Here is a 20,160-nt window from a genome sequence, read left to right as displayed (position 1 = left end):
ACTCATTCTGTTACACGGGAATGTTTTGATAAAAACTACTTTTATGACTGGTTGAAGTTGTGATCTTAGATATTATTTAGTGAATGAACTCATAGTCATATATAACCATCACTTCACTTTTTTTCTCAGCTTCCCTTGAACTGTTTATCAGGGCCCTCGCGCTAACCATATTTTCTGCAAAGCATATGAAAACCCCCGTGTTGTTATCCGTTATCTTAAAAATTGTCACATCTTCCAGAATGTGTTCAATCTTTTCCTGATCTGTTGTGAAGATACTGAAAATGACAACATCTGTCTTTGAAAGATCGATCTTTGCCATTACTGCAACAAGATGGCTTTTTCTGAGGAAATTGTATCTTCTCTTTATTCTTATTACCGGCATATCTAGAGCTTTGGCAATCTCTGATATTTTTGCGCGTGGTGTCTTCTTAAGCTGATCAATAATTTGAAAATCTATATTTTTTGAGTTTCCAGAATATGAATTAATTTCTGGTCTGTATTTCATTACTGGCTGTCCTAACTTTAATGATGCATCTTCTATTTTCTTTTCTACCTCATCAACTGTATCTCCGTCAAAACCATAGAGTGTTATTTTTTCAAGACATTTTAATCTTGTAAAGTAGCCGGTGTCAATTTCCTTATCTGATACATACGCAGCAAATGCCTCCACTTTTCCAAGTATTTTAGAATTTATATGGACTATAAATCCAACAATTATTCCATCCTCAATCATCTTTGTCATTCTGTAATTCAGAGTTTGCGCTGAGATACCTATCTCCTTCGCTATCTGCCTTTGTGGCGTCCTGCCATCTTTCAAGAGACTGAAAAGAATTTTTTTATCAACTGTATCCATGATTATTCAAGTAATTCTAACTATTATTAAAAATTGACGTTAATTAATTTTTTTGTGAAAATAAACAATATTTTTGTTAGCTTACCAATATTAATTTATCAAAAGTTAAAAAAATTTTAACCAATTTTAAATTACCCATACATAATGAATTGCTGTGATTAATGCAAAAAGTTTGCTATCGAAAAAAAATGTTGTGATCATAGTATGGATAGTTGTTCTTCTACTTGCAATACCTGCAGTCCTTCACTATAGTTCATACCTCAACTATGCTAACTCCACATCAACAAATAGCAGTTCAGAATCTGCTCAGGCGCAAAAGCTAGTCTCACAAATAGAGACAACACATCAGTCATTAACCATTGTTATAAATGGAAATCCAATTTACAATTCTACACTTTCCAGAAGTACGTTTCAATTAGAAAGAATGATAAGAAATTCGGATAATAATGTGTATCAAACAACCGACCCTTATACTGATTATTCAAATTATATAGACAATACTACAGTAAAGACCTTTGGTAGTGAAATAATGCAAACTTATTTGAGTGTCAGATCCAACAGTTCTATGATTTACAAGTTTTCCTATAATTTCTATATTAATTGGAAAATATCAGGTTATAATGAAAATAGCATTCAGCAAGCTGCAAATTCCAGTGGATACAATGGTTCAAACTATGAAAAAACTTTCATTTCAAATGTTAAATCTTCCTTTAATAAATATTCTGGAAATGGAGAGGAAATTGTGGCGAATTCCATAATCTGTGATGCTAAGAACTCATCTTTTAACCTATTGCCGGAAACATCCTATATATTAAAGAATGTAAACTTCTATGCCTACGGTAATTCGACTTCACTGAGTGAGGCTACGGCATACTACATTAGCAATTTAACGGGTTTTCATATTACGTGGAATCTAGTATATTCTGTTATAAATTTTAGTAATCCAGGAAATGGTTATGTAACAAATTTTGCATTGCTGGATGCTCCAGGGTTTCTAGTTAACCAGACAGTTAGTCCAAACCATAAAATATTCATTGTATCAGTCGAATTCAATACTCCTTCGGGATACGAATTCAAAAATGGCTCCTCTCCCGCACAGGAATTCTATCCAACCCTGAGCAAATATTCTGCCAGTTTGTTTGGGAAAGATGCCATAGTAACAGGAAATGGAGCAATTGCCTATCAAACAGCTCAGGTTACTGCCAAGTCTGGATTTGCCTTCGGTCTCATTTTCATATTTCTGCTAATTGCAATTTTCATAACCCTTGTTTCATACTGGGCTTCTATTCTTGGACTTATATTTGTAGGTATTTCACTTTTGCTAGGTTATGTTTCAGTTTACATAACAGGATTTCTGATAGGAAGTGTTAGTTTTATTGTAAATTACACACTGACAGCAGTAATTCTTGGAGTTTCAACAGATTATCTCGTATTCCTTATAGCAAGATACAGGCAGGAGTTAAGGGAAGGGAGGGAGTATGAGGAAGCCCTAGATATAGCCATAAACAGGGCTGGAAAAGCTGTAATTATTAGCGGTATAACAGTAGCAGTAACCCTGTTGACTTTCTCACTTGTTCCATCTTTCTTTGACTGGGGAGTCGTTCTGTTTCAGGCAATAATATATACAGTAATACTTCAGACTACATTGCTTCCAGTTGCAATGAAACTTCTGTCAAAGAGACTTATAATGAAGTTGGGTTCAAAACCACTGGAGGAAAATCATCACAGAAGATCTGTATTTTATAAGACAACCTCATTTTCTTCAAGTAAGAAGTTTGCAGTGGCTGCAGTAATTATAATTCTTGGTGCTGCCGGTGGTTATTTCTTCTTTACTGCACCAACAACGTACAACTTTAATACAGGTCTCCCTCAATCTTTGAGTTCTGTTCATGGCCTAAATGAAATTGAAGATAATTTTGGAGATGGAGTGATATTCCCAACATACATTATATACAAGAGCAATTTTAATAGTGAGAATCTTACTCATGTGCAGATCAATACACTTGAGAAAACAGCCAAAAAAATTTTATCATACAAAGGTGTTAGTTCCGTGGAGGGCCCTTATGTCAGTGGAATGAAAATTACAAATAATTCCATATCAAGTTCATTTGCAATTGACAATGGTAAATATTATCTTTTTATAGTCTCCCTAAGTAATTCTCCTTATTCAAGTCAATCGATATCAACAGTGAGTTCTATGAGAGCCAACGACTCTTTTATTGTAGGGGGCATCACTTCCTCTGTAATTGATCAGCAATCAACCAATGTTAAAACTTATTGTGAACTTGAGATATTTATAGTGGTTGCTATTTTCCTGATATTACTTGCATCCTTCAGGAAGTTGAGATACCCAATCATTTCAATAACAGGAACATTCTTCAGTATATCCTGGAGCACGTTTATTCTATACCTCATATCAAACTATTTACTGCATATACAGCTAATATATCTAATCCCAATAATTCTCTTCATAATTCTCTTTAGTCTTGGAAATGACTACACAGTATTCATTAGTTCAAGGATTATAGAAGAGGTTAAAAAAGAAAACTTCGAGGAGGGTTTGAGAAAGGGAATGGTTGGAAGTGCAAAAACAGTTACATCCCTTGGGTTAATTCTTGCAATCTCGCTTGGATCACTGGCATTTATTCCGGTTGCATTCCTGGAAGAATTGGGTCTTGCCTTTGTAATATCACTTGTTATAGATACATTTGTCATTAGAACATTCTACTTCCCATCTATGCTTTCAATCTTTCACAGGAATGGAGAAAAACAATAAAGATTTATTATTTATATCAGTATTATTTCAAAGTGATATTCAAAAACAACTTTTTTACGGTTCAATATTCAATAGATACTGACACAGGACTCATAAGAAATAATAATGAAGACAGTGCAAGAATTGAATCTTTTACTGGGCACAATAAAAAAGAATTTTTGATAGCCGCCCTGGCTGATGGCGTTGGTGGCATGTCTGATGGAGAAATTGCAAGCAGGGACTCTGTTAATATTTTTATGGAGACAGTGCTGATTGAAATAAATTCGGAGACATTTAGCTCAAAATCTATTTCTTCAATCGAAAAGTGCATGCTGGAAGCAAATGATTATGTGCTATCAAGAAACAAAAAGAAGAAAAGTTCTGAATATATGGCCAGCACTCTTTCCACTTTCGTTCTCGATGAACAAAATATTACCTTTGCAAATTCCGGAGATAGTGAGATAATGCTTTTTGATGAAAAACTAAGGATACTCAGTGAGGTGCATCGGGAACCTTTTACTGGTTATTTAACATCCTGTATAGGTGTTGACAACATCCCTGTAATACATGCAGATTCAATTAAACTTCATAAAAATGATATATTACTTCTCAGTTCAGATGGGCTGACAGATATGGTATCGGATGAGCTCATATCAAGTATCTTAAGCAATAGGCAAAAGACAACTGATCAGCTTATTTCTGACCTTAAAGAAGCAGCTTTTAACAATGGCGGTAGGGATAATATCACCATAATCCTGTGTAAGATAGAAGATGCATGAATATTAAGTTACCATAAAATTCTGGGTTGCTAAATGAAAATAAAACCCATACTGAAGAAATGAAATTTAATAATTCGATCGGTATTACAGTGGCATGGTTATAAGCTTTGAAAAGCAGATAGAAGATGTAGATTCTTTAAGAATAAAGACTGCTAGAGATATGCTTAATCAGTTTTGCAAATATATTTCTGAAAATAATCCTAAATACAACTGGGTTGGAGTGTATGTGCTGAGAAAAAATAAGCTGATACTAGAAAGTTATGTTGGAAAACCAACAATTCACGAAGAAATATCCATAGGAGAAGGGCTTTGCAGTCAGGCCATTGTTCAGAATAACATTGTAAACGAGCCTGACGTAACTTCAAATTCTAAATACCTTGCCTGTTCGGTTGAAACTAAATCTGAGCTTGTTGTTCCAGTGAGAGCCAATGGCTCACCAGTTGGGGAAATTGATATTGATTCAGATAGTCCCAGAGCATTCACTAAGGAAGATGAGAAATTTGTTTCGCAACTTTCAGAGTTAATATCAAATCAGGTAAAGATTCTTTCAGATTAAAATGGTTTCCAGGTTAAATAAAGACCAATACAGAACATTGTCGGAACTATCTCTGGTGCAGTTTTTAAGATTGACAGGGATCTTCTTCGTTATTCCATTAATTGGGGTATATGCATCAAAATTTACACAAAATGGTATACTTATAGGACTTGCTCTTGCATCTTATGAAATATCCATGGCAGTGATGCAAATTCCAAGTGGATACTTATCAAGAATTATAGGACGGAAGAATTACATATATTTAGGATTATCTCTGTTTATTCTCGGGAACATATTGAGTTATGCTGGAAATAATATATGGCTTCTTATAACTGGTAGATTTATCGCAGGGCTTGGGGCAATAAGTACCCCAATTACATCTATGGCCATTGACTCTGTTCCTGAAGACAGAAGGAATACTGCAATGGCCATAACAGGAATAGGAATAGGATTTGCTTTCATGGGAGGAATTGGTTTTTCACCACTAATTGCCACATTTATAGGGGTAAGAAATTTCTTCCTGATCTCGGCAATTTTAGGGATAGGGGCAATTTTTATTATAACCAGAATCAAAGAGACAAAACACACAGTAAATCAAAAGCATATGAATGAAACTATACTTAAACACAAAGATTATCTCATATATACTGGTGCATTTCTGCTTTCTTCGGCTAGCTTCATGATATTTTTATCAGTTCAAATTTATGCTGTTCCCTATTTTGGTTTATTTCAGTATGGACTCATTCTATTTCTTAGCGTTCTTATTTCAGGCATAATAGCAGTAACAATTTCGGAGGGTGTTTATAGAATTAGAAAATTCAATGTAATTGGCCTATCCTCAGTTCTTATTTTTGTTGGAATAACCACAGTCTATTTAGGACTCATTTTTCACCTGAATTATATACTTTATATGATAGCCTTAATACCATTTTTCACGGGTTTTTCCATATATGAAATTGTTATAATTCCTCTCCTGGCAGGGGTCCTGAGCAATAGAGAAAGAAATCTATCCTTTGGGATATTTTATGCATTTCAGTATTCTGGAAATGGAATTGGAGCAATTCTTGAGGGTGCCCTCCTGCTATTTCTTAGAGGAAATTATTTGCTCCCGGTATCGTTTACTACTGTAATTATAATAGGAACTGTTGCTGGATTGTTTTTTGTCATTGCCAGTTCAGGAGTTTATAAAATTGATAAGGCTCTCTGAAATATGATGAGAACCTATTGACAGAATCTTATTTTCCACCACGTCTATTACTGAAATTGATGAATTCTCTATCTGGATTCCGCCAGAATCTTCTTCCTCCAGCCCCATAATATTACATATCAATGCCTTGATTGGCAATGCATGAGAGAAATAGATGTTGATCCCGGGATATTTCTTTATGGCTTCCATCATTCTCTTACCATTATCTTCAAAAGCTTCAATTCCGAACTCCCTCTTATGAAACTTAGGAAATTCGCTAAAGCTAATATTGTTGTATTTCCCAAATCTTGTTTCTGTAAGAAGATCATCCCTTATTACATCCATTTCCAGACCCATACTCTTCATTACGTTAAGACCAGTTTGAACTGCTCTAATGATTGGGCTTGATATAAATAAATTAACACTACTGGAGATTGACTCAAGCAATTTTCCAGTTTTTACTGCCTGTTTAACCCCCAATTCGGTAAGGGGGAATCCATCTATATCCTCCGATACAATTTTTCTAACATTTGCCAGGCTCTCTCCATGCCTGACCAGTATGGCGATGTTTTTTCTATTTTTAATCATGCAATTTATTCCTCCATATTACATACTGTTCATAATTCTAACCTGGCATTAAATATGCTCGATCTGGAAAAACTTAGTTATAACATCAAAGTCCGTTACCTCTAATTGAGGAAAGATTCAAAACCAGAGGAAAATAATTATAGAATTCTAGAAAGAATCATAACAGGCTTTGCATGAAAAAATCATGTTTTTAATCTGTAAAAATACATTAATAATAATAATCTTTGATTGATGTGGTTAACATGAGTAGTAGTACCATGAATCATCTGAAAAATGAAGAAAGCCCTTATCTTATTCAACATGCATCAAACCCAGTTGACTGGTACCCTTGGTCTAAGAAAGCTTTCGAAAAGGCCAAAAAAGATAATAAACTCATCTTCCTAAGCATAGGCTACTCCACCTGTCACTGGTGTCATGTGATGGAAAAAGAAAGCTTCAGCAGAGATGATGTCGCAAAGGTAATGAATGAAAAATATGTAAGTATCAAAGTTGATCGGGAGGAGATGCCAGATGTTGATGCTTATTTCATAGATTTTGCAAACAGAGTCGCGGGTAATGCTGGATGGCCACTGAATATAATTCTTACTCCAGACCTGAAGCCGGTCTTTCCATTCACATATATTCCAAGAGAGTCAAGGTATGGGTCCATAGGAATAATAGAACTTCTGAACAGTATTCATGAATTATGGACTAATAGCCCTGAGGAAATATTTAGAAAGGTAGAGGAGAATGAAAAATTAACAGTAAACAAAATTCCAAAGGCCACTAATTATAAAAATGAAAATCTGGAAACTTTAGCTTACAATCAGCTTAAAAGCTCATTTGACAGGAGTTATGGTGGATTTGGTAGAAACATGAAATTTCCATCATCACATATAATGTCTTTCCTCTCTAACTATTACAATATATACAAAGCAAATGAAGCCCTTGAAATGGCAGAAACAACTGCAGCAGCCATAAGAATGGGTGGAATCTATGACCATGTGGGAAATGGTATCCATAGGTATGCCACTGATTTTGGATGGAAGATCCCACACTTTGAAAAGATGCTCTATGATCAGGCAAATTTTATAATGGCATTATCTAAACTATACACCGCAACGTCAAAGAAGCAATATATAGATATAATAAATGAAGAGATGGAGTTCCTCAGGGACAAAATGTTATCTCCAGAGGGTGGCTATTATAGTGCCATAGATGCTGATAGTGAAGGGGTAGAGGGGAAATACTACCTCTGGACCTCCGGAGAATTAATGAGATTGCTGGGAGAAGACTACACTAAATTTGCATCAACCTTCAATGTACGTGAAGATGGTAACTACATTGAAGAGCCGAAGGGAATGTCCAATGGAAAAAATATTCTGTACGTTGAGAATGAAAAGAATTATACTGAAAGATTCAATAAAAATGGATTCTTCTGGCTGGATGAAGTGATAAAACAGAGTCTTGGCAAACTGAAGAATGCAAGGGAGAGACGGGTTCCACCTCAAACGGATACAAAGATTTGTGGAGACATTAATGGATTCCTTCTATATTCCCTAAGCGAAGCATTTTCTTCAACCAACGATAAACGATTTTTAAAATACGCAGAGGACCTATACAATTTTCTCTCAAATAAATATGTCAAGAATGGTAGATGTGTTCATTTGATTTATCCAAGCGGGAAAACTATTTCTGGTTATCTATCAGATTACGCATTCCTTTCAATGGGCTTCTTTAAATTCGGATTTTCTACTGCAAACAATCAGGCAATTGATAATGCAAAAGAGATCGCTGACCAGTTATACCTTAAACTAAATGCTGAGCGGGATACCATAATGAATGAAAACAGAAGTGCGTTCATTGGTACCCTGAATTCTCAGGAAGACTCTTCCATTCCATCCCAGTTTGCTGTTTATGAGAGAACACAGCTCTATGCAAATATGGCAGGCCAGTACAATGAATTGATAAATTTATCTACATCTGAAACTGTGGAGAATATAACAAAATACCCATCATATTTCACATTCAGAATGGAAACCGAAATGGAAAGAAAGAATTCTATTCTCCTTAAGGGAAATTACAATGAAATAGATGATTTGATTAAAATCCGTGAAAACCTTTTCGAAAAAGGCTACTCCAGTGTTTACTTTGAACGTGATGATTCTTTGAAATCAAACACATACTCATTATGCAACTCAGCAGCCTGTGTTCTTAATGGTGTTAACTTCGAGAGTATACTGAACTATTTGAAGTCACAGAAAAAATGATCTTTACACCGGAGTTACAGTTGCAAATACAGAACTCGCGTATATCAGTTCTACCTCTGTAATTGTACTATATTTGCCCTTGAGTGTGAGTTCAATATTATTAAGCGGAGAAAATGTTGATGTAGTTGTATATATAGTTATATTACCGTGGGTGCCAGGCGCAAGTGAACCATCATATATTACCCTGGAACCGTCAAATATCTCTACAAATATTTTCGATAGTGATGGGGAAGTACTTGTAGACGAGATATTAAGATAATAAGAATTCGTTTTTGTATTGTTTATTACACCGCTAAGACTCAGTGAAGAATCTATATCCTCTATGTGTGAGGAATTTGTAAATGTTGAAAGTATTGAGATCAGGGTCGCTGCTAAAACGACAGTTATGGCTATAAGCAATATTGTAGCAATAATTGGAGAAACTGCCCTATCTTCAGTTATAACTTCCTTCATTTGTTACACTTAAATTTTATCTGTATTAAAATGTTTTGATTATTGGAAGTGTTTCATGCTACTTTATCTTTTTTTTGGAGTTACGTCACCTGACAAATGTAATGAGTTACAATTTAAATTATATTACCTTAATTAAAATTTATATAAAAACTTCGAGTTGTGTGAGAATGAGTAACAGGCGTATTCAGAGAATATATGCTATGAAAATATTCATATACTCTCCTTGTTATTATCTGATATGACACAAAAGGCTCTGGATAGGGTTGACTATGTTGAATTTTATGTGGGATCTGCAAAACAATGGGCGTATTATCACAAGTTTGGACTGGGTTTTAACATCATAGGTTATAGTGGACCAGAGACAGGGGTGAGGGATAAAGTATCTTACCTTATGGAGCAGGGAAAGGTGAAAGTCATGGTCACAAATTCACTTCATCCTGATTCTGTTATATCAAACCACGTTAAATTACATGGTGACGGTGTGAAAGATATAGCCATCAGAGTAAACAGCCTCGATGATGCCCTTAATGACTTACGAGAAAGAAAAGTTGTAAAATATGAGAAAGCGGAGGATATTAAAACAGAAAACGGTACTGTTCATAAGGCCAGGGCATTTACCTACGGAGAAACTGTTCACTCCCTTATAGATTATGGTGAATTTGAATCAAAGTTACCGCCAAATTTTGAACCTGTGGAAATGATTGAAACAAAGGGAAGTGGAATTACGAGATTTGATCACATAGTTGGAAATGTAGAGGATAAGAAAATGGATAGCTGGGTAGATTACTACGTTGATGGAATGGGATTCGAACCACTTATAAGTTTTGATGATAAGGATATAAGTACAGAGTTTACCGCCCTCAGATCAAAAGTTGTTCAGTATAACAACAGGAAGATAGTTTTTCCGATAAATGAACCTGCCCCAGGAAAGAAGAAATCACAGATACAGGAATATCTTGACTATTATCATATGCCAGGTGTACAGCATATAGCTCTTCATACCGATGATATTATTGGAACCGTATCCAAAATGAAGAATGAGGGAATACAGTTCCAATCGGCCCCGGATTCTTATTATGATGAGTTGGCTCAGAGAGTTGGCAAAATAGATGAAGATATAGCCACGCTGAAGTCTCTCAATATTCTGGTTGATCGGGATGATGATGGTTATCTTCTTCAGATTTTCACAAAACCCACCGGTGATAGGCCCACATTCTTCTATGAGATTATCCAGAGAAAAGGTGCGACGTCTTTTGGAAAGGGTAATTTCAAGGCACTTTTTGAGTCCATAGAAAAGGATCAGGCCAGAAGGGGAAATCTTTAATTAGATAAGTATGAAGATAGGTAGAATCTCTTACCATGGAACAGATTCGTATGCTGTTTTTATGGGAAATGACACTTATTTAATGTCTGATTATCTTTATAAGAATAACCTGTCCATATTTGATTTAAACAACAAGACCTTGCTGGACAATATTTCAGAATTTCAATTAGTAAATGAAAGTTACAATTTGCTGATTCCATTGAAAGATGTTAATCAGGTAAGAGATTTCTATACGTTTGAAGAACATGTAAGAAATTCCAGAAAAAATAGAGGTTTGGAAATGAATCCTTTGTGGTACCAGATTCCTATATATTATTATACTAACAAGGATGCTTTGAGACCTAGTGGTGAAAAAATAGCGAAGCCCTCTTTTACCAGTGAACTGGATCTAGAAATTGAAATTGGAATAATAATTGGAAAGGAGGGGAGGAATATAGAAAAGAATAGGGCTCTGGAATATATCTATGGATTGACGCTAATGAATGATTGGAGTGCAAGAGACCTATGGAGGAAAGAGGCTGCTCTTAATCTTGGGCCTTCTAAATCCAAGGATTTTGCAACAAGCATAGGTCCATACATAACCACAACAGATGAGCTAGCAAAAAAATGGAATGGAAAAACATTCGATATAGATGTGGATTCCAGCGTAAATGGTGTACCGTTTTCGAGATCTAATATGAAGGACATGTACTTCAGTATAGGTCAAATGATTGAGTACTGCTCGATGGATAGCTGCCTGAAAAAAGGTGATATTTTAATGACTGGTACTATGGCTGGTGGGTGCCTTTTTGAGAAGAATGAACCTGAAACAAGATGGTTGCAGGCAGGTGATATGGTGGAAATAAGATCAGAAACTTTAGGAATTTTAAAAAATGAGGTGAGTTGAAATGGTGTTTTATGTAAAACAGGGAGTTATGCCTGAAAGCAGGCACACATATGAAGATAGGAATAAATTGAGAAGAGAAGAGTTGTTTGGTGAGGAGAGTTTCGATGGGCCGTATAGCCTCCTTTACCACATAAACGAGCCTACTAGAGTGAAGAAATTCATTAGCAAGGAAATTCAGAAAGAGACACTTGATGATTCCCCGTATTCACACAGACATCTAAAAACATCTGATATTCCAAGAAATGGTACGATTATAGATGGAAAAGTAACCATTCTAATGAATGACCGGATCAAGGTTCAGATATTAAAACCTGAAAAGAATACCATGGACTTTTACAGGAATGGAATATATGATATGCTTCTGTTTGTGCATAATGGAAAGGGAAAATTAATATCGGTACTGGGAGATATTGAATTTGGACCGAGAGATTATATATACATACCTAAGGGGCTTACATTCAGAATAGAATGTTCAAAAGAATCCTATTTTCTCTTATTCCAGTCTAAGGATGATATAACACTTCCCAGGAGATATCTAAACCTTTATGGTCAGATAAAAGAGGGATCGCCATACTATACAAGAAACATAAGGGTACCAATACTTCAGAAACCAAAGGACGAAACTGGAAATTATCAGGTTTTTGTTGAACTTGATAACAACATGGTTATTGAAGAGAGGGATTATAATCCTCTTGATGTGGAAGGCTGGGATGGCTATCTCTACCCATATGCTATAAATACAGATATAATGGCACCCATAGTTGGCAAGATCCATATGCCCCCACCTGTTCATGAAACATTTTCTTCTAGGTCAATGATGGTAGGCACATTTCTACCCAGAAAATTTGACTTCAATTCAAAAAGCATACCTATTTCATATTACCACAATAATATAGATGTGGACGAATTCCTTTTCTATTCTTCAGGAAACTTCATGAGCAGGAAAGGAATAGAGCCCGGTTCTGTTACCCTTCATGTAAGAGGAATAATTCACGGTCCACAACCAGGAGCAGTGGAGAATGCCATTGGCAAGGAGGGAACTGATGAGGTTGCAGTAATGATTGAAACTTATGATCACCTATTCCTTACAAAGAAGGGAAAAGAAATTGAAGATCCAGACTATTCAAAATCGTGGTTTCAGTGAAAGAAGAATTTAATTATGTTCCAATCAACAGGGTAACATATGGAAAGGGCTCTGTTTCAAATATAAATTCTATTCTAACCCAGACAAGGAAGAAGAGACTGTTAATAATAACTGGTAACTCAGTTTCAAAAACAAAAAGTTTCAATAAAATCCTAAATATTCTTGGAACAGACTATTTCATCATGAACCAGATAACACAGCATTCTCCAATGGAGGAAATAGAACATGCTGTGGAAGTTTACAGAAACAATCACTGTGATTCAATACTTTCGATTGGCGGTGGAAGCGTTACTGACGCTGCAAAGGTGGTAAAGTACTATTATGATATTGAAACACTGCATATTGCAGTTCCAACAACATTATCTGCATCTGAATTTTCACACATCGCAGGATATACCATAGGAGGAGAAAAGGATGGGATCAGAGATAAGAAGATCACTCCTCAGGAAGTAATACTTGATCCAGAAATAACGGTTGAAACCCCTGAAAGACTCTGGAGATCTACAGGCATAAGATCTTTGGATCACTGCGTTGAAAGTATTATCCATCCAAATCTTCTGGAAATTTCTAGAACCGCTGCATTAAAGGGTATACGACTGCTATTTGATAATCTTGAATCGGACGATCTGGAGTCCAGATTAAAGTGTCAGATAGCATCCTGGTACTCCTACTGGCAGGTCTATGACTCTCCTATGGGAATAAGCCATAACATAGGCAAAGTTGTTGGATCAAGATTTGAGATTCCTCATGGAATTACATCCTGCATAACACTCCCGGCTGTTATGAAACATTATTCCACACTGTTTCCAGAGGCGATGAGAGAGATTGCAGCAACAATTTCTGGAAAAAATGTCAGTGATGAGGATCCTGAAAATGCTTATTTCCTGGTAAAAGAATTTATAGCATCCCTTGGATTTAGTGAAAGTCTTTCCAAATATGGTGTTGAAGAAAAGGATGCAGATGAAATATACTCTAAATTGAAGAATAGGGAACCCTGGCATCTTGAACTGATCAGGGAACTGATCAGAGAAACTTGAGTTCTCTCATACCACTGCTTTCCTTTAACTCCCTGGTCATTTTTATTGACTCTGTGGAAAATAATAATATTTCCATTAGAGGTTTTGTTTTCCCACTGAAAAGATGCCCCCCGTAAGTAACATGATCAGGTCCTGCTGCGTTGATATGGATGTGCATCTTTGGGTCTCCCTCAGTTATGCTTCCGGAAAATGATGTGATTTCCATTGGCGGACTGAATATTTCTCTCTCATAGGTTTTTCCTCTCAGATAACCAATCTCAAGCTCAACTCCAGCTCCTATTCCTGAAACTATAAAACCGTTCTTTATATTTTCTTCAACCAGAACCTTTTCCAGTGATTTTATTATATCCTCCCCTTCATCTAGCTTCACTATAACGAAGTTTCCGTCTTTTCTGTGTTGCATATTGTAGTATGTTTTACAAATATTAAATCTATTGTGGAAATTTAGACAATTTTTCCCCAAATTATTCCAGAAATAGAAAGCCATAATGCAAAATGAATTCCACCTCATAATTTATTCCAACGCATTTTTGTAAATCTCAAAACTTAACAGAGTCCAGCGTTACTTTCAGAAATTTGTATTTTTAGGTCAAAACTCTCTATATCATTTTTGCGACTTAGACTGAATTTGAGTGTGACAGTATTTGTTGATTAATTTAAGATTTAGTTTAATCTAGTATCTCATCTTGTTGTTGGTTTGAAAAAATAAAATGATTTTTTTATCTTTGCTTAAGAAATAAATTCTAAATATTTAGATTAAAAAATTATAATAGGCTAGACATGATTTAGATCTGATTTAAAATGGATACAACGTTCAGGGCACTCGCTGAAGTACACGGAGTTATTGGAGTCCTGTGGATAATTATGATATTCTGGTTTTATACGGCAGTTTCAGCATATTTATCTTCTCCCTCTGAAGAAAGGGCTGGTAGATTGATGGTTTCCGGTAATGTTTCAAGAATGATGGGTGGTCTTGCCATATTATTAGGTATTATAGTGGCTGCCCTGACTGGATATTTGCATGCTTCTTTTAGCTTTAATTCTACAGGTGGTATACTGCTTTCCATTGGCATCCTTTTTGCCATCGTATCATATGTGATATTCGGTGAGGGATTTGCGATGAGACTTGCGAAGCATATTAATCCAGAAAAGGGAAAGGATCTTAAGAAATACGTGACTCTGGAACTTACTTTTGCAGTTTTAACACTTATATTCATGGCACTTGGTGCCATTTATTAAAGTAATGTTAAACTACTACCTCAATAATTTCGCAATTTCCAATCTTTCTCTTTCTAAAATCTTCTCCGGTAATGATTTCGATCATTATTCCTATGGTCACCCCGTGTGAGACCACAACCGTATTTTTATAATCACTTTTTCTAAGATCGTTTATAAATTGGCTGGCTCTATCAAACTGACTCTTGAGTGGTTCCATTCCATCTACAGGTAGATCTTTGCCTATTATATCTAGAAGATTAATGTTCATCGATAATAACTGTGATACCTCCAACGATGTTTTACCTTCTATCTCCCCCAGTCTTCTTTCACGTAGTCTTGGATCTCGTATTATATTCTTTAATCCTGTCCTAGCACTAATGAATTGTGCGGTTTCATATGCCCTTTTGAGATCACTTGAATATATGGCATCTACGGGCTTATTTTCAAACTGCGATGAAGCATCTAAAGCTTGTTTTTTACCTTCTTCCGACAGACCAATGTCAAAACTCCCCTGCCATCTTCCCTCCCGGTTCCACTCTGTTTCACCGTGTCTTACAAAATAGACTTTCATCTTCTACACTGGAAAAGACCTCAATATAATTTAATGTTTTTCGCCTTTTGTAAAAGAACATAAATTACAAAACCTCAGTTATGGACAAAAGATTCTTAAAAAAATAAAGGTTGAGATTTCCCAGATTATCTTTATTTCAGTGTTTATCCGAAAGTCCTAGCCAGAAATTCTTTTCCAGATCAAGTATTCCTTTTGCTCCCTTGAAAAATTTCTCCCTTGCATCTGGATCACTCTTGTGAGTTCCAAGAACATCTTCCATTGCCTCTTCGTGGTGTTCTTCAAGTTCTCTGTGAAATGTGAAGTACTCTATGTCAACACCCTTGAATTCAGGATGTTTCTGCGTGAAGATTTTGAAACCTGAAAGTATTTTGTCCCACATTGGAATAGCCATATTTTCAAGACCAAATTCCGCTCCAAGTGCTTCATAGTAATCTGATGAAAAATAGTTTCTCATACCGTCTAGCCAAGCCTTTGTTGTTGGTAGTTGCTTAGCCTTAACAAGGGATGTGGGTTCCATATTGAGACTTCTAAGGTACTTTCTGTATAAAAGTTCATGTCTCTTGGTTGGATCCATATCACCGAGTTCTGAAACGAGAATAGTTGTAAGGTTAGCAGCATCTGACTCATCTGGAGTGTTAACCAGCAAGGTTGAGAGAATTGCTGGCCACTCCCTGGTAAAGTGGAAGAATTCCACAGAAAAACGTTTAAATTCTTCTACACTAATATCACCTTTTGCAAATCTGTTTATGAACTCATTGTCTATGGCGCTATGCTTTTTTACAAACTCATATGTCTTCTTATAGAAGTTATTTTCATTTACCTCTTCAGATATCATAATTTTACATGTCAAATGCCTTATAAATATATTTCTGACCTTAATAAGGTCAATTATCTATTAATTATACTAAATTATTTATATAAATCAAATATTGTAATGCTTTCATTCCTAAAATTAAAGGATTCAGCATAATGTGCTTTATCCCATAATTTGTTTATTTCCTCAATACAAAGAAAGTAATCCGATTTTCTCCTCATTTCATTCATGCAGATCTCGATAAAAGATGACCCCATGACAGACTGTTCCACGAAGGTCCTGTAATTTTCAAGTTTATCTATTGAAAATCTTACCAGTTTCCCACCTACAACTAAGTACAGAATACCATTTCTTTCCTCACATATTAGAATGTTCCTGTAATCATAATATGATCCGGACCCTTTCATTTTCAGATTTTCAAGACTATTTCGCATGGAGTCTCTGTTGCAAAATTTTTCATATAGTATTCTGCCCATATTTCTCCCACATAGAAAAATCAATTTTAAAGAACTGTAATTTACGGCTTTTTCAACTACCCTTGAAAACTTCCCCACATCTGAAACTTCAATTTCGACAACAACAGGCCGGTTGTTGTAATAGAATAAAATATCTGGTCTTAGACTGTTAAGTTTTCTTTCTCTTTCTGGAAATATATCTCTACTTTCAAGGAACCGCAGCATAAATGTTGATAAATAAGTATGATCAGGCAGAGTTAAAATCTCTGACATTGGCTCCTCATCTGTATCGTTACCATACAGATCTAAACTTTCCCCTACTCTAGATTCGACTTCAATTTTGTTTACCTTTGTATCAATTAAGTAAGGGATAAAACTATCCACTTCTATTCCACTTTTCGAAAGGAAATTAAAGTGTGTTACATTATGTGGTGTTCCGAGCAGTATAGATTTTAAAGCTTCAGTCTTCTTCTTTCTGTTTGTAATAACGTTAGTGATTTCCATAGCGTCCCTTTCAGATACATTGAATGAGTAAATCGAACCACAGTTTGAAAGGAGAGACCCCTTTGTATATCGATCGTACTGATCCAGATACTGAGAAGCTACGGTAAGGTAGGTTTTAAATTTTCTTCCCTCACTTAGAATCTCAGACAGCACGCTAGAATTCAGATTCTGCGCCTCGTCTGCTACAATCATTGTTTGTGGAGTTATTCCTTCTTTAAGGATTTCTGTCCAGATTCTGTTTAGTATTAGTGAAGAAATTATTTTGCCTTGAGTTGTAGAAAATCTTGTCTTTGACACGTCTATTACAACTACTTTATCACCTTCAGTCAGTTCCTTTATAATATCTACGCTTTCATTTCTTGACGAAACCAGTGATTTTATCTTAGGATCACTTAAAATTGGATATAACTTATTTATTGAACTGGAGCTATATTCTATCCATGACTGCCATTTTGATATAAGATTTTCTATCACTTTTCTGCTTTCCTTGGTGCAACTGGCAGAAAGCGATTTCATCATCTCCTTTGAAAGAAGTGTGTCCATGAAGTCACTTAAAGTTGCTTCTGGCTCTCTTAGTAATATTTCCCTCAGTACTGAAGTGAATATGGTTTGTAATCTCGGTCCCCATGTTCCTCCTGAGAGTGAAGATTCCCTGGAGAATATTTCCTGTATAAGGTAGAATGATACAGAAGATTGGGAGGCACCTTTTAATATATTCATTTTCACAACACTTTTACCATCTGGTGAACTCCCAAGATAGATCAGTTTCTTGTTATCTATCATTGTAATAATATGGTCTGAAAGTGAACCGTGAAAGTCTATTACGATCATATTTGAACTCTCTACTTTAAGAATATTCTTGCAAAGATTTAATAGAAGATTGGATTTTCCAGTTCCGGTTCTACCCGTGATTAGTGTGTGGAACATCAGAGATCGGGCATTAATTAAATATGGATAACCTGAAGCTCCATTCCCAATCTCTATACCTTCTCCCTGAATTCTCTTTCCAGAGGAGATACCAATATCATATCTGAAAGGCATTGATCACGGTAAAAATGGGCTGAAATTTAAATTTTCCATATGTGAAAAAAAATTCTGACAGTTCTTTTCAAATTCTTTCATTCTGGGAACTGTAACTGTATAAACGAATTTCTCATCTTCGTTCTGAAAAAGATAAGGTCCTATGTCAGAAATAGCCCCATAGAAAGAATTATCCTTGGTTTTCATTAGTTTAAAAATATTTCCACCTCTTGAAAATCTGTACCTTAAATTTTTAATGCCACTATTCTTCCTGGAAACATCAACCCACATAAATTCGTTCAATCTATTTTTAAAGATTGTGATTTTATGAAGGTGCTGGAATTCTCCAGTGGAATCAGGAAAGTAATTCCATAGTCCCTCTCCCCATATTTTTTTCCAGGATAGCCTTCCGATTCTCTCGTTTTCAAACCACTGAAAATTTGAATGATAATTACAAAGGAATGAACTGTCTATAAAGTTTATTGCTCCGACTGAATGGGTCCTTATATCTCTAATCATATTCAGAGCTGCATCTTCCATTCCTTCTTCGTACCTGAATTCAAGCATAGTTCCATTAAAGAAAGCAGTTGATGATGATCGGCCTAAATAATCTCGTCCGGAAAAAATTACACTTTTTTCACCGTTTATGTCCATTATTTGTACTGTCTCCTTTCCATAATATTCAACAGAACTCTTCATATGGTTTTTTGGAAACCCATAATAGAACCAGTCCATGAATGATTCCTTGATTGAGATTCTTTCTCTGTCTGATCCAACTTCAATCCTGACTGAAATAGGTTCATTATATGAAAATCTGATAGATGATTTAATTTCTTCATTTTCAGGAATGAATATGGGGAATGGAATTTTAGCCTGAAACAGCTCTTCCTTGCTTTCCTCGAATATCATTTAAATGATAAATATACAAAAATCTTATCCAACAACATTTTCAAGTTTGCCAATTTTTTCTGATTCTATCCTTATCATATCTCCTTTCCCAAGATATGGGTATTTACCTGATGCTGCAACACCAGCTGGTGTACCGCTGAGAATCATGTCTCCAGGTTCCAGTGTTATATTTTTGCTTATATAAGATACCATATCTGCAAATGAGAATATCATGTCTTTTGTGTTACCATCCTGACGAATTTCACCATTCACAAAAGTCTTAATTGAAAATTCTTCTTCTTTTCCTATAAACACAGTTTTGCTTACAGGAAGAAAAGTGTCTGCGGCTTTTCCCATTATCCAGTTCTTTCCTAAATTGGGTGAAAATTGATTTTGATAATCTCTTGCACTTACGTCGTTCACTACCGCAAAACCAACTATGGAATTCTGAGCCTCACTCCTTGAAGCTTTTGACGTCTTTTTTCCTACTATTGCTGCTATTTCTCCCTCATAATCCAGCTGTTTTATACCTTCATGTTTTAATATTTTTCCATTAAATGGTATTAATGAATTGGAGAATTTTGGAAAAAAATATGGAAATTCAGGGCTTTTCTGTACAGTTTCAGCGGAATGATTTTTGAAATTCAAAGCAGGACAAAGAATTTTGCCAGGATTAACTGGAATGACACTCGTATAACTTTTTGTATCACCCTGCACAAATTCTGCAGAATTTATATTTTCACTTAATTCCATGTAGAATTTATTTAGATTTGAAATCTTTCTTCCCTTCTTAACAGAGCCATTTTCGTAAGCAATTGGAAAAAGATTACCATTTTCAGAAACTATTTCAATTTGCATAGGCTTTGATTTGAACTTAATATTTACGCATTTCTAATTGTAA

General features: G+C 35.4%; 19 protein-coding genes. 10 read left to right on the top strand and 9 right to left on the bottom strand.

Annotated features, from left to right (window positions below):
- Nucleotides 1-76 precede the first annotated feature (76 nt).
- A complete protein-coding gene (locus tag CSP5_RS03815) occupies nucleotides 77-853 on the bottom strand; it encodes a winged helix-turn-helix transcriptional regulator (RefSeq protein WP_148689676.1) in 777 nt (258 codons plus the stop codon).
- 154 nt (nucleotides 854-1,007) lie between these two features.
- On the opposite strand from CSP5_RS03815, the gene CSP5_RS03810 reads away from it, so the two are divergent.
- The 4 genes from CSP5_RS03810 to CSP5_RS03795 all read left to right on the top strand — a co-directional run bounded on the left by CSP5_RS03810 (nucleotide 1,008) and on the right by CSP5_RS03795 (nucleotide 6,129).
- A complete protein-coding gene (locus CSP5_RS03810; RefSeq protein ID WP_148689675.1) occupies nucleotides 1,008-3,629 on the top strand; it encodes an MMPL family transporter in 2,622 nt (873 codons plus the stop codon).
- A gap of 32 nt (nucleotides 3,630-3,661) precedes the next feature.
- Entirely contained in the window at nucleotides 3,662-4,387 is a 726-nt protein-coding gene (locus CSP5_RS03805) for a PP2C family protein-serine/threonine phosphatase (RefSeq protein ID WP_172399397.1), read from the top strand.
- A gap of 94 nt (nucleotides 4,388-4,481) precedes the next feature.
- A complete protein-coding gene (locus tag CSP5_RS03800) occupies nucleotides 4,482-4,943 on the top strand; it encodes a GAF domain-containing protein (RefSeq protein WP_077076143.1) in 462 nt (153 codons plus the stop codon).
- Between the two features lies 1 nt (nucleotide 4,944).
- Nucleotides 4,945-6,129 carry an MFS transporter gene (locus CSP5_RS03795; protein WP_021788610.1) on the top strand — a complete coding sequence of 395 codons (1,185 nt, stop codon included), beginning with the start codon at nucleotides 4,945-4,947 and terminating at the stop codon, nucleotides 6,127-6,129.
- Here CSP5_RS03795 and CSP5_RS03790 read toward each other — a convergent pair.
- On the bottom strand, nucleotides 6,097-6,696 hold the full coding sequence (locus CSP5_RS03790) for a histidine phosphatase family protein (protein WP_077076142.1): 600 nt from the start codon (nucleotides 6,694-6,696) through the stop codon (nucleotides 6,097-6,099). The genes CSP5_RS03795 and CSP5_RS03790 overlap by 33 nt on opposite strands.
- Nucleotides 6,697-6,938: 242 nt before the next feature.
- Between CSP5_RS03790 and CSP5_RS03785 the strand changes: the two genes are divergently transcribed.
- Nucleotides 6,939-8,945: a thioredoxin domain-containing protein gene (locus CSP5_RS03785; protein WP_148689673.1), complete on the top strand. Its 2,007-nt coding sequence runs from the start codon at nucleotides 6,939-6,941 to the stop codon at nucleotides 8,943-8,945.
- A gap of 3 nt (nucleotides 8,946-8,948) precedes the next feature.
- On the opposite strand, the gene CSP5_RS03780 is transcribed toward CSP5_RS03785, so the two are convergent.
- Nucleotides 8,949-9,398, bottom strand: coding sequence for an archaellin/type IV pilin N-terminal domain-containing protein (locus CSP5_RS03780; RefSeq protein ID WP_148689672.1), 450 nt, complete (start codon nucleotides 9,396-9,398; stop codon nucleotides 8,949-8,951).
- Nucleotides 9,399-9,636: 238 nt separating this feature from the next.
- Between CSP5_RS03780 and hppD the strand changes: the two genes are divergently transcribed.
- The 4 genes from hppD (at nucleotide 9,637) to CSP5_RS03760 (ending at nucleotide 13,789) form a co-directional block, all read left to right on the top strand.
- Nucleotides 9,637-10,722 (top strand): 4-hydroxyphenylpyruvate dioxygenase, encoded by a 1,086-nt coding sequence (gene hppD, locus CSP5_RS03775; protein WP_148689671.1) that lies wholly within the window; start codon nucleotides 9,637-9,639, stop codon nucleotides 10,720-10,722.
- A gap of 61 nt (nucleotides 10,723-10,783) precedes the next feature.
- A complete protein-coding gene (locus CSP5_RS03770) occupies nucleotides 10,784-11,608 on the top strand; it encodes a fumarylacetoacetate hydrolase family protein (protein WP_172399396.1) in 825 nt (274 codons plus the stop codon).
- 1 nt (nucleotide 11,609) lies between these two features.
- Nucleotides 11,610-12,752: a homogentisate 1,2-dioxygenase gene (locus tag CSP5_RS03765; protein WP_021788603.1), complete on the top strand. Its 1,143-nt coding sequence runs from the start codon at nucleotides 11,610-11,612 to the stop codon at nucleotides 12,750-12,752.
- The gene (locus CSP5_RS03760) at nucleotides 12,740-13,789 is read left to right on the top strand and encodes an iron-containing alcohol dehydrogenase (protein WP_172399395.1); all 1,050 of its coding nucleotides are present in this window, start codon (nucleotides 12,740-12,742) and stop codon (nucleotides 13,787-13,789) included. The genes CSP5_RS03765 and CSP5_RS03760 overlap by 13 nt, the downstream gene beginning before the upstream one ends.
- Here CSP5_RS03760 and CSP5_RS03755 read toward each other — a convergent pair.
- The gene (locus CSP5_RS03755) at nucleotides 13,776-14,192 is read right to left on the bottom strand and encodes a PPC domain-containing DNA-binding protein (RefSeq protein WP_172399394.1); all 417 of its coding nucleotides are present in this window, start codon (nucleotides 14,190-14,192) and stop codon (nucleotides 13,776-13,778) included. The two genes, CSP5_RS03760 and CSP5_RS03755, sit on opposite strands and share 14 nt — an antisense overlap.
- A gap of 398 nt (nucleotides 14,193-14,590) precedes the next feature.
- Here CSP5_RS03755 and CSP5_RS03750 point away from each other — a divergent pair, with 398 nt between their 5' ends.
- The gene (locus tag CSP5_RS03750) at nucleotides 14,591-15,028 is read left to right on the top strand and encodes a hypothetical protein (RefSeq protein ID WP_077076134.1); all 438 of its coding nucleotides are present in this window, start codon (nucleotides 14,591-14,593) and stop codon (nucleotides 15,026-15,028) included.
- A 7-nt stretch (nucleotides 15,029-15,035) separates the two neighbouring features.
- Here the strand turns inward: CSP5_RS03750 and CSP5_RS03745 are convergent, their stop codons facing one another.
- The 5 genes from CSP5_RS03745 to CSP5_RS03725 all read right to left on the bottom strand — a co-directional run bounded on the left by CSP5_RS03745 (nucleotide 15,036) and on the right by CSP5_RS03725 (nucleotide 20,117).
- Nucleotides 15,036-15,578 (bottom strand): histidine phosphatase family protein, encoded by a 543-nt coding sequence (locus CSP5_RS03745; protein WP_148689667.1) that lies wholly within the window; start codon nucleotides 15,576-15,578, stop codon nucleotides 15,036-15,038.
- A gap of 136 nt (nucleotides 15,579-15,714) precedes the next feature.
- Nucleotides 15,715-16,413: a TenA family transcriptional regulator gene (locus CSP5_RS03740; RefSeq protein ID WP_021788598.1), complete on the bottom strand. Its 699-nt coding sequence runs from the start codon at nucleotides 16,411-16,413 to the stop codon at nucleotides 15,715-15,717.
- 74 nt (nucleotides 16,414-16,487) lie between these two features.
- The gene (locus CSP5_RS03735; RefSeq protein WP_148689666.1) at nucleotides 16,488-18,392 is read right to left on the bottom strand and encodes an ATP-binding protein; all 1,905 of its coding nucleotides are present in this window, start codon (nucleotides 18,390-18,392) and stop codon (nucleotides 16,488-16,490) included.
- Between the two features lie 3 nt (nucleotides 18,393-18,395).
- Nucleotides 18,396-19,280, bottom strand: a complete 885-nt coding sequence (locus tag CSP5_RS03730) for a hypothetical protein (RefSeq protein ID WP_148689665.1) — start codon at nucleotides 19,278-19,280, stop codon at nucleotides 18,396-18,398.
- 24 nt (nucleotides 19,281-19,304) lie between these two features.
- The gene (locus tag CSP5_RS03725) at nucleotides 19,305-20,117 is read right to left on the bottom strand and encodes a fumarylacetoacetate hydrolase family protein (protein WP_148689664.1); all 813 of its coding nucleotides are present in this window, start codon (nucleotides 20,115-20,117) and stop codon (nucleotides 19,305-19,307) included.
- Between the last annotated feature and the right edge of the window lie 43 nt (nucleotides 20,118-20,160).

Origin of the sequence: Cuniculiplasma divulgatum (assembly GCF_900083515.1) — an archaeon.
Taxonomy (GTDB): Archaea; Thermoplasmatota; Thermoplasmata; order Thermoplasmatales; family Thermoplasmataceae; genus Cuniculiplasma; species Cuniculiplasma divulgatum.
This window is presented reverse-complemented; position numbering and strand designations above follow the sequence as displayed.

What these genes read in the sequence shown, in the direction of transcription:
- CSP5_RS03750 (WP_077076134.1), top strand. Translation starts at nt 14,591, where the DNA reads ATGGATACAACGTTCAGGGCACTCGCTGAAGTACACGGAGTTATTGGA.
- CSP5_RS03785 (WP_148689673.1), top strand. Translation starts at nt 6,939, where the DNA reads ATGAGTAGTAGTACCATGAATCATCTGAAAAATGAAGAAAGCCCTTAT.
- CSP5_RS03725 (WP_148689664.1), bottom strand. Translation starts at nt 20,117, where the DNA reads ATGCAAATTGAAATAGTTTCTGAAAATGGTAATCTTTTTCCAATTGCT.
- CSP5_RS03815 (WP_148689676.1), bottom strand. Translation starts at nt 853, where the DNA reads ATGGATACAGTTGATAAAAAAATTCTTTTCAGTCTCTTGAAAGATGGC.
- CSP5_RS03765 (WP_021788603.1), top strand. Translation starts at nt 11,610, where the DNA reads ATGGTGTTTTATGTAAAACAGGGAGTTATGCCTGAAAGCAGGCACACA.
- CSP5_RS03755 (WP_172399394.1), bottom strand. Translation starts at nt 14,192, where the DNA reads ATGCAACACAGAAAAGACGGAAACTTCGTTATAGTGAAGCTAGATGAA.
- CSP5_RS03790 (WP_077076142.1), bottom strand. Translation starts at nt 6,696, where the DNA reads ATGATTAAAAATAGAAAAAACATCGCCATACTGGTCAGGCATGGAGAG.
- CSP5_RS03745 (WP_148689667.1), bottom strand. Translation starts at nt 15,578, where the DNA reads ATGAAAGTCTATTTTGTAAGACACGGTGAAACAGAGTGGAACCGGGAG.
- CSP5_RS03795 (WP_021788610.1), top strand. Translation starts at nt 4,945, where the DNA reads ATGGTTTCCAGGTTAAATAAAGACCAATACAGAACATTGTCGGAACTA.
- CSP5_RS03800 (WP_077076143.1), top strand. Translation starts at nt 4,482, where the DNA reads ATGGTTATAAGCTTTGAAAAGCAGATAGAAGATGTAGATTCTTTAAGA.
- CSP5_RS03780 (WP_148689672.1), bottom strand. Translation starts at nt 9,398, where the DNA reads ATGAAGGAAGTTATAACTGAAGATAGGGCAGTTTCTCCAATTATTGCT.
- CSP5_RS03730 (WP_148689665.1), bottom strand. Translation starts at nt 19,280, where the DNA reads ATGATATTCGAGGAAAGCAAGGAAGAGCTGTTTCAGGCTAAAATTCCA.
- CSP5_RS03740 (WP_021788598.1), bottom strand. Translation starts at nt 16,413, where the DNA reads ATGATATCTGAAGAGGTAAATGAAAATAACTTCTATAAGAAGACATAT.
- CSP5_RS03770 (WP_172399396.1), top strand. Translation starts at nt 10,784, where the DNA reads ATGGGAAATGACACTTATTTAATGTCTGATTATCTTTATAAGAATAAC.
- CSP5_RS03735 (WP_148689666.1), bottom strand. Translation starts at nt 18,392, where the DNA reads ATGCCTTTCAGATATGATATTGGTATCTCCTCTGGAAAGAGAATTCAG.
- hppD (WP_148689671.1), top strand. Translation starts at nt 9,637, where the DNA reads ATGACACAAAAGGCTCTGGATAGGGTTGACTATGTTGAATTTTATGTG.